We start from the raw sequence: 8,963 nt of genomic DNA, 5'->3' as shown, positions 1-8,963 counted from the left end.
GATTGGTTAGCGACGAACTTGGCCTATTGCACGATCAGAGGCTGTGCGGTCGACTTGGTAAATTCTCTTGGCATCAACACGTTACGTGCGAAGTGAGTGAATTTTCCTTATATCTCGGCATGACCCCTTGAACATCCGTACCTCCTTGGCTAGTAAAGTGGCCCCATTCATGCCGCCAGGTCCTAAATTTGCTCAAGGCTATAAATATAGTAGCGATTTTTTTAGAGCGCCCAAGGTGCCCGGCTTAAAAACTTTGTTCCCAGTAGAATCTATAACATCCCCGTATTTTCCTGCATGAAATCCGAAAGCCCGCAAAAACTCTTCTGACAAAAGATACTCTAAAGCACGGCGCTCCGAACTATCCAACCGGAAGTCAGGCCTCAATCCACCCCTATCGTCTATATAAATTTCAGTCCCAGGAGGAACAATTTCCCTGATCAATCTATTCGCCTCTAACAGCTCAGAAGCTTGCCTCATTACAAGAAATCTTAATTTTGCATCATTAATATCCTGAATCCATGAACTCTCCGAAACAGATTTCTTAGGCCCTTTTTTCGTTTGCGAAATAGCGGAAAATGACCCAATTAAGATCCGATAAATCTCACCAGTTTTATTTCGCAGACTCTGTGCCCTAGGAACCCCACGACCGTCCCCCGCGCGAGCGACATTTTCATATGAAAAGTTACACTCTCCTCGATCAAGTAACTCCTGGCAAACATCATAGACCGCCTCGAGCGATCGATGCACTCTACCGCCATTAATTGATTTTAAATGTTCCAAAGTTTCCTTAGGATCCATCAACCACCTCCAGTCCAATGGATTTAACCCGTGAATTAAAAATAGAATCTAAATCCCGGCGCGTGATCTTTTCCGCACCAAACAAATCCTTAATAAGGATACGTCCAGACATCAATGCATCGACCCTATCCCAGCTTTTCAAGCGATCAAGTAAAAGCCTTGTAAACTGATTGCCCACAACAAGTTGCTGACGCCTATCAAGATAGAAAAGCCTGTGCTTCAAATCATTCAAAGCAACCATTCTATCTATAATTTGAGTCCTCGGCATTACTGCTGCATCAGCAGAGGCCGACTCGTAAATTTCCGCGTTCTCACAAACCTCACTCAGCTGATGAAAATACGAAGTCTCAGCGACATCAAAAACCAACTCATGACCAGATTGAACTATAAGCTGAGCTCTCTGCTCCCCATCTTCCCCCTCGCCCTTTTCATTAGCCAAAGCATGACACTGCTTAATTAATTTCGCACAGGACTGGATATCACACATCAAAACATCCAACTTCTTGGCTGCCGCCTCTGATTCCGACCTCAACTTCCTCAACTTTGCTTCAAGTTGGTTTCTAGCGCCCTCATCAAATCTTCTTCCCTCCTTCAGCGCCAAGTATTCCTCTTCATCCATGATATTAATTTTCTCCAGAACACCACGAACACCACTCTCAATCTCATCGTAATGGCGAAATTGGTGATTTGCGCTTAATGAAATCTCATTTCCCAAGGAAAGCAACCCCCCCATGAACGCCGGGCCAGTTACAAAATGCCGACAACGAATACAATTCTGCGACCCCATATAACCGCTGGGTGTGGGAAGATATTTCTTCGAATCTATAGCGCATCCTCCATCATCACATCGAGTTCCCGCGAACGGGCAGAAGCCATAATCACGAAATAAAAAACTTCCTGCAGGCAGCCCACCATCCAATTGATTAAGCGCCTGCACTGAATTCGAAATTAACTCACTCTTTACTGCATCAATCCTCCCTTGCTCAATCATCCATTGAGCTGCATAGGCTTTCTCTTTTAAAGCAATCTTCTCCCCCTCCGAAAAGCGATGACGAAGCCCAGCCGGGGCAATCTTTACATAGTAAATTGACATAACAATAGAGGAGTGTCCGGCAATCTTCATCACCACCTCTATTGGCAAACCGAACTCCACAATATACGCAGTTATTAGACTAACCCTCATGCTGTGCGGAGTGTACCGCGAAACATAATTGCTTAAATGCTGAGAATTACCATTCAACTCAGCTAAGCAGATCCCTTTCGGCTGACTGTAATACAGTGCTGCTGCAAGTCGATCCGTGAGCCTCGCTGTAAAATTGCCCGGCTCTTCATATCCAAAATCCCGAAACAAAAAACAATTAACGCCTTTATTCTTGCGCTGCGTTTCATTTAATTTAGTTCTAACGCATTCCAGCCAAGGCATTGGCCGGCTGATAGGATTATATTTTTGCTGCCAACATCTTAAGCGCGTCAGCCAATAAGCCAATTCATGAGGAATCCACGGTACACTGTAACCAGCCCCCTGATTACTGGTCTTATTAGTCGTAAACCACATGCCAAGCTGATCATCAGGATAACGTTTTATGAACCCTTGTCTCTGCGTAGAACCTGCTAATGGTGAAGTGTTCTTCTTCCAAACTATCCTCCCCCCTTCAATCTCAGCAACATCGACATCCCCCTCCCCCGAATCATTGTAAGCAATTTGCCGTCCCCTTGCGGGCACCGACGTCAAAGCATAAGTATGGATCCAGTAAACTGGAAACCAGATCTTGGTCTTACCGAACTCTTTTTTGATAATGCAATCTGGGTCTTTCTCATCAATAAGCTCCGCATCAATCTCAGCCCAGTCAGCCTCAAAAGCATGCAAATGCTGTAGATCAGAGAAGCTTGAAGCACCCTCAGGAATAATCCACCTTCTGAGTGAATCGACATATTGATAAGCGAGTGCCGGCTTATTACTCTCATCAAGACCAGAAGATTTCCTCTCAACATCAACAGAAAACGTTGCAAGCGGATTATTGGCACCTTCAATGACGACCAATTCTCCAGTTTCCTCATCCTCTATAGAAAGCTTCTTTCTTAAAACATCATTCAAGAACTCATTAACAGCCACCAATATTCCACGTTTTATGACATCAGAAGCCTGCTGCTCCAGCAACTCCTTAAATGGCTTTAAACTGACCCCCTGAGCAGTCAAAAAAGCTTCTGGACTATATCCCAACTCATACTTCTGGACATACTGACGCACAAATCGACACAAATATGACTCCTTACTTTCACCACCACGCGCCTTCTTCATAAAACTGCGTATACTTTCCGCCCACTCACAATAAGGCTCACGAATGTATTTAATAGTAAACGGCTCTTCCTTCCCAAGAAAAACATGCCAATTAATCCAGACCTCTTTATAGACTTCATCAGGAGTCCGCGGAAGCCGAACATCACCAGTCTCTTTAATGAAATTAATATACGCAGCCTGATTGGCTATCCCGTTTTCGATAGCGACTTTACTTGCCTGAGAGTAATCATAGTGCCTTACTACATCGCAAAGCTCATACCAATCAATCCATTCCGAAGCAAAGACGCGCTCAGGGTGAGCTGGTAATGGAGGGTAGTCCTTATACACATCACGATACTCCCTGCTATTTTTTATTTTAAGCACTTTAATTGCATACTTTACGTCACCCAGAGAACCATACTTATCAGGCAACAGGAATCTCTGAAAATCTATCCAATTGCCTTCGTACTGCTTATTTGGCGTCGCAGGCAGGCGGGGATCTTCTTTATAGCGTGCAGCATACTCAAAACTACTGAACACCCCCAGCTTTCTCGCCGCCGCCCCAGCCTCCTCAATTGAGGGGTACTTATTATTGAGAACTGAACTCCCTAAGAAAACATACCAGTTCTCCCATTTACTTTTATAGGTTCGCGCTGGGTTTTTCGGTAAGCGAGGGTCTTGGTGACGTCCATTCTTGTAGTCAAGACTCGATTTGAATCCTAGAGCACGAGCGGCACAACTGGCCTCTGCCAGGGTTGAGTATGATTTTATGGGTGGTTCCACGTCTAAAAAATCATAGTAACCCCTCCACTCTTTTTTATAGACGGTTTCAGGATATTTCGGAAGCTTGGGATCTTCGCTATATCTTTTCCCATATTCGGTGAATGTCATAATCCTCAATCTTCGAGCAGCAACTGCTGCCTCAGCCAGCTCCTTATACTTTGCCGCTCTTTTCTTCTTGCCAAAGAAATTTGGCCAAGAAATCCACTCTTGCGAATAAGTCAACTCAGGACAGGAAGGGAGTCGCTGGTCTTTCTGATAGTCTTTACGATACTTAGTACTGCTATTTATACCAAGGGCTATAGCAGCAAGAGATGCCTCGGAGAGACTTTCGTATTTCTCAACTGCCTTCTCAACTCTTAGGAACTCCGCCCACCCCCTCCAGGCTTTACGATATTTTTGATGTGGCGCTGCAGGTAATTTTTTATCGAGTTTGTACAAAGAGTTATAACTCTTCCAACCGGTTATCCCAAGTATTCTCGCAGCAACACTTGCCTCTTCTAATGTCTCATACTTTACGACACGATTTTCCTGCCCTATAGATGAGGGGAGCCCACTATCCACGCCTGCATTTTTCACCATTTTTTAACCTCAATTTCTGCGCAGCGGAACTCGCTTCAGACAACCATTTATATTTTCATCAGCTCTGTTTTCATCTGAATAATCTGGCCGACCGCTCCATGCCTCTCGAGCATTATCATCAACTTATGCAAGGCGCTGATCAAATAAACATATTTAATTTCTCAGAACTACTTTTCTGCCCCCCGCGCAAGAACCTCCTCTCTTTCCTAAACAGGAGAACTCAATGATCGATTTGACTCGAATAACCTGCATCAACTGTCAAAATCATATCGATAAACAAGTACATTGCCGGAAAGCGGTGACTATCCTTTCATTTCAATTTAACCCATACTGATCAGCAACCCAGTCCAATTAACCAAACTTACCCCTTAATTATTGCAGAGTGTTCTTGCCCCATACCATTCAGTCTTCCTCATCATATTTCTTACATCATCATCAGTTGGCTGGATATAGACTAGGCAAGAGTCTGGACTCTTTTGATGCATTGCTTTTTGAATCTCAACTTGACTAAAGCCATGTGCAGCCAATCGATAACCATAACTATGCCGATGACCATGTTCAGTCGTGCCCAAATATTTTCGGCACTCCATACCTATTCTTATTACAGCATTGGTGTGCAGCCTTTGAAAATTCTTCAAAGTCTCCGGGCGACCAAAATTATTTGTAAACGCATAGGGGTGCCACTCTCCGCCTGGAGGATCTACACGTTGATACTTCAAGTATTTAGTCCATGCCAGCGCAAACTCATTAGCCTTCTCTGGAGGAAAAAAATGAACTTCAAAAAAACCTCTTTTATCTTCTAGCAACGGAGCTTTCCAACCAAGGTGTAACCTTTCCGTTTTTAGATATTCAACCCTCGGACGAAGCCTAAACTCTTTCATCAAATACTCCGCCCTATTCTTATACTTTTCACTAGGGGAATTTCCATATACCGGATGATGCACCCTCACAAGCACCCCACCTTTAGACGCGGGTTCAATATCGACAAGATACAAATGCAACGCCTCACACTTCCTCAATCCACCATAGTGCAAAAGCAGGGTTATAGCTTGGCTTTTATAATCGAATTTAAAGTTATCAGGAGTATTACTTCTCGCATCCGCGCGAATAAATCCGTGATCAATCAGATCATTAAACCTATCCTCAGGAAAACGCTTGACAAGATTTACACTGTACTTTTCTGGCTGGGGCGTCTTGATTTGTCTAACACGCTCCGCCTGCTTTCTGGCCATAGAGTTATCCGAAAGATGATTCAGAAAAATCCCTGCTTGCTTATGGTAATAAGCGCACCAACTCATCCTCTGCTCAACTGACGTTGCTTTCCGAAATGGATTGGCCCTCATAATTTCTTGATTACTTTGCTCTGACAACCAGTCCGTATAGCTTGTTATGTGGCCGAGCAATGTTCTTGCGTCCTCAAGTCGTCGTGGTTCCCAGAATAAGCCACTTGGATCTTCAAGCGTTGACTGGTTAATAGTTCCAGTCACCAATGCCAGTGAAAATCCTTCCAACAGCTCGGTAGTTTTTGTGAACAAGCCTTCATTGGCATTAATGAATTTTACGAGCTGAATCACAGAAAAAACTGATCGTTCACGCCAAGACGCACTTTTATAGATAAAGGGGCTAGAGGCCAAATATCTGACATGAGAAATAAGAACGCCCCCTTCCGTCAGGACCACGGGAAATCTCAACTCTCTACCAGTTGCGTCATTTCGATACCGCGCCCTGACCTTCAACGCATACCCCATATATTCCTCGCTGCATCTACACCGTTGTGTCTTTGTTATAGACCATGAGGTGCTTTTGTGAATCTCGCCTCCCACTCTCAAAGCAAGCAGATGCACAATCGACTAGTACGACTGGTAGTGGGGTGCTAATACACCTACGGTAAAAAGATGCTGCGCGAAATCGACAGCCGCGTACGTTTTTTGACCAAACGACTGGAAAAACTCAAGGTCGTCGGTGAACGACCCAGCGACCCCGGCAAGGTCTATTTTGGCGCCTGGGTGACTGTCGAGGACGAAGATGGCACGCAGGCACGCTACCGTATTGTTGGGCCAGATGAACTGGACCTGCGCCAGGGGCTGATCAGCATCGATTCGCCGTTGGCGCGCGCCTTGGTTGGAAAAACGCTGGATGCTGAAGTCCAGGTGCAAACGCCCACCGGACCAAAACTCTGGTACATCGTCGCGATCGACTACCTATGACCAACCAGTTATATTGAGACCTATCAGTCACGTATTTCTTCGATCTAGCGGCTAATTTCGGCTAATTTACAAATCATCACTTTCCTACCCAGCCAGATGTTCCATCCGGTAACAGACGCCTCGGTGGCCGCCACCAAGCCCGGTGACCATCCCGCAGGCGGAACGCCTGCGCTAGAGCCTCCTATCTATATCGCCTGGCAAACTGGCACGAATGCTGCGCCTGTAGCCACTGCAGTACGCGCTACGCGCGGTGAATGGCGAGGGATTGCCCAATGTCCAGTCACCCTTGATTGAGTGCATTCATGAATAAGAACAAGACTGTGTTCGCTCTATGCCTCGGAACCTTCGTGGCAATTTCAAGCCAAGCCCAGGCCGGCCTATTCAGCTCCAGCGGCTACACCCAGACGCGTTACCCGATCGTGCTGGCGCATGGCATGCTCGGCTTCGACAGCATGCTTGGCATCGACTATTGGTACGGCATTCCCCAGGCGCTTCGACGTGATGGCGCACAGGTTTACGTTACCGAAGTCAGCCAACTCAACACCTCGGAGCTGCGTGGAGAGGAACTTCTTCAACAAGTCGAGGAAATCGTTGCGATCAGTGGCAAACCGAAAGTGAATCTGGTCGGCCACAGCCACGGTGGGCCAACCGTGCGCTATGTTGCCGCCGTTCGTCCCGACCTGGTCGCGTCGGTCACCAGCGTAGGCGCGCCGCACAAAGGCTCCGACGTTGCCGACCTGTTGCGCAAGATCCCCGAGGGCTCGGGTGGCGAAGCCATACTCGCCGGGCTCACCAACGGCATGGGGGCATTGATCCATTTTCTGTCGGGAAGCCCCAGTACCGAACCACAGAATTCGCTCGGCTCACTTGAATCACTCAACAGCGAAGGCGCCGCCCGTTTCAACGCGAAATACCCGCAAGGGGTTCCGACCAGCGCCTGCGGCGAAGGCGCGTACAAGGTCAATGGGGTGCGCTATTACTCCTGGAGCGGCACCAGCCCGCTGACCAACCCGCTGGATGTGAGTGACGCCATGCTGGGCGCCGGCTCGCTGGCCTTTGACGAAGCCAATGACGGCCTGGTTGGCCGCTGCAGCTCGCATTTGGGCATGGTTATCCGTGATAACTATCGGATGAACCACCTGGATGAGGTCAACCAGGTGCTTGGACTGACCAGCCTGTTCGAAACCGATCCTGTGACCATTTACCGCCAGCACGCCAACCGCCTGAAGAACGCAGGCCTCTGAGGCTCCGGTGGGGCCGCTCGGCCCCACCTCCTGACCACAAGGCATCCTGATGAAAATGCTTGCCGTCCTGTTCGTATTGACACTTATCCTCGGCGTCGCGATGTACGGAGGTGTCCCGCCCGACCCTACGCCTGCTCAAGTCCTTGGCCGCCCTCAGCCCGTTCAGATCAACACTAGCGAGGTCGGCCCGCAACAAAGCCCAACACCCACCCGGAAGCTGCCGCGGGCTGACGCGATTGCCCGTCTACCGGACTCTTTTGCAGGTACACGGGTGGACGGGCGACTGCGGGCTGACGAGGGCGGAAGCTTGATCATCGATGCGGAGATACGCCGTGTCTTCGATTACTTCCTGGCCTCAATTGGTGAGGAACCGCTCGAAACCAGTGTCGCCAGGCTACGTCGCTACATCGAAACGCAGCTCCCCGAGCCTGCAGCGGACCATGCCATCCAGCTGCTGAGCCAGTACCTGGATTACAAAAGGCAGCTACTGTTGCTGGAGCAGCACCATACGCAACAGGCCGACATTGACGCCATGCGCGATCGCCTTCGCGCGGTTCAGCAGCTGCGTGCGGGAATCTTCGATGATCGGGTCCACCAAGCATTCTTCGCGCTAGACGAGGCGACTGACCACTTCACGCTAGAACGCCTGGCCATTCGGCACGACGCAACGCTCGACGCGTCGGGCAAAGGCGCGGCATTGGACAGGTTGCAAGACAGTCTGCCAGCGGAACTGCAGGATACAGTGGCGGTACAGATGCAAAGGCAACTGAGCGAGCAGACACGTGCGCTGGCAGCCAACGGTGGCAACCCGGCCGATCTACGACAGCTACGCCAGCAGCTGGTTGGCAACGCAGCCGCAGCCCGCCTGGAGGAGCTCGACCGTCAGCGCCAGGCATGGCAAAGCCGGCTCACCGCCTATAACCAGGCGAAACGCCGGATTGAACGCAGCCAGGGACTCGGCGAGGCGGATAAACGTGCCGCCATCGCCCGCTTGGCGGCCGAGCAATTCAATGAGAACGAGCGCCAACGGCTGCAAGCTGCTGAGCAGCTGCTCGCCGCTAAGCGCGGCTAAGG

General features: G+C 48.9%; 5 protein-coding genes and 1 pseudogene. 3 read left to right on the top strand and 3 right to left on the bottom strand.

Annotated elements, in window-relative coordinates:
- Nucleotides 1–198 precede the first annotated feature (198 nt).
- From gmtX to gmtY, 3 genes are all read right to left on the bottom strand, one after another.
- Entirely contained in the window at nt 199–798 is a 600-nt protein-coding gene (gene gmtX, locus RT21_RS23680) for a gamma-mobile-trio protein GmtX (protein ID WP_156155737.1), read from the bottom strand.
- Entirely contained in the window at nt 788–4,438 is a 3,651-nt protein-coding gene (locus RT21_RS19530; RefSeq protein WP_052724773.1) for a gamma-mobile-trio integrase GmtZ, read from the bottom strand. Before RT21_RS19530 ends, gmtX begins: the two co-directional genes overlap by 11 nt.
- A 368-nt stretch (nt 4,439–4,806) precedes the next feature.
- Complete coding sequence (gmtY, locus tag RT21_RS23385; protein ID WP_082082196.1) at nt 4,807–6,186, bottom strand: gamma-mobile-trio recombinase GmtY; 1,380 nt, start codon at nt 6,184–6,186, stop codon at nt 4,807–4,809.
- 129 nt (nt 6,187–6,315) lie between these two features.
- Between gmtY and greB the strand changes: the two are divergent.
- The 3 genes and pseudogenes from greB to RT21_RS19505 all read left to right on the top strand — a co-directional run.
- Nucleotides 6,316–6,645: pseudogene (greB, locus tag RT21_RS19515) on the top strand (transcription elongation factor GreB); the annotation flags it as partial.
- A 302-nt stretch (nt 6,646–6,947) separates the two neighbouring features.
- Nucleotides 6,948–7,889 carry a triacylglycerol lipase gene (locus RT21_RS19510; protein WP_045426406.1) on the top strand — a complete coding sequence of 314 codons (942 nt, stop codon included), beginning with the start codon at nt 6,948–6,950 and terminating at the stop codon, nt 7,887–7,889.
- Nucleotides 7,890–7,938: 49 nt separating this feature from the next.
- Nucleotides 7,939–8,961 (top strand): lipase secretion chaperone, encoded by a 1,023-nt coding sequence (locus tag RT21_RS19505; RefSeq protein ID WP_082082195.1) that lies wholly within the window; start codon nt 7,939–7,941, stop codon nt 8,959–8,961.
- Nucleotides 8,962–8,963 lie beyond the last annotated feature (2 nt).

It is taken from the genome of Pseudomonas sp. 10B238 (genome assembly GCF_000970615.1).
GTDB lineage: Bacteria > Pseudomonadota > Gammaproteobacteria > Pseudomonadales > Pseudomonadaceae > Stutzerimonas.
Note: the sequence above shows the minus strand (reverse complement) of the source record. Positions and strands in the feature narration are given on the sequence as shown.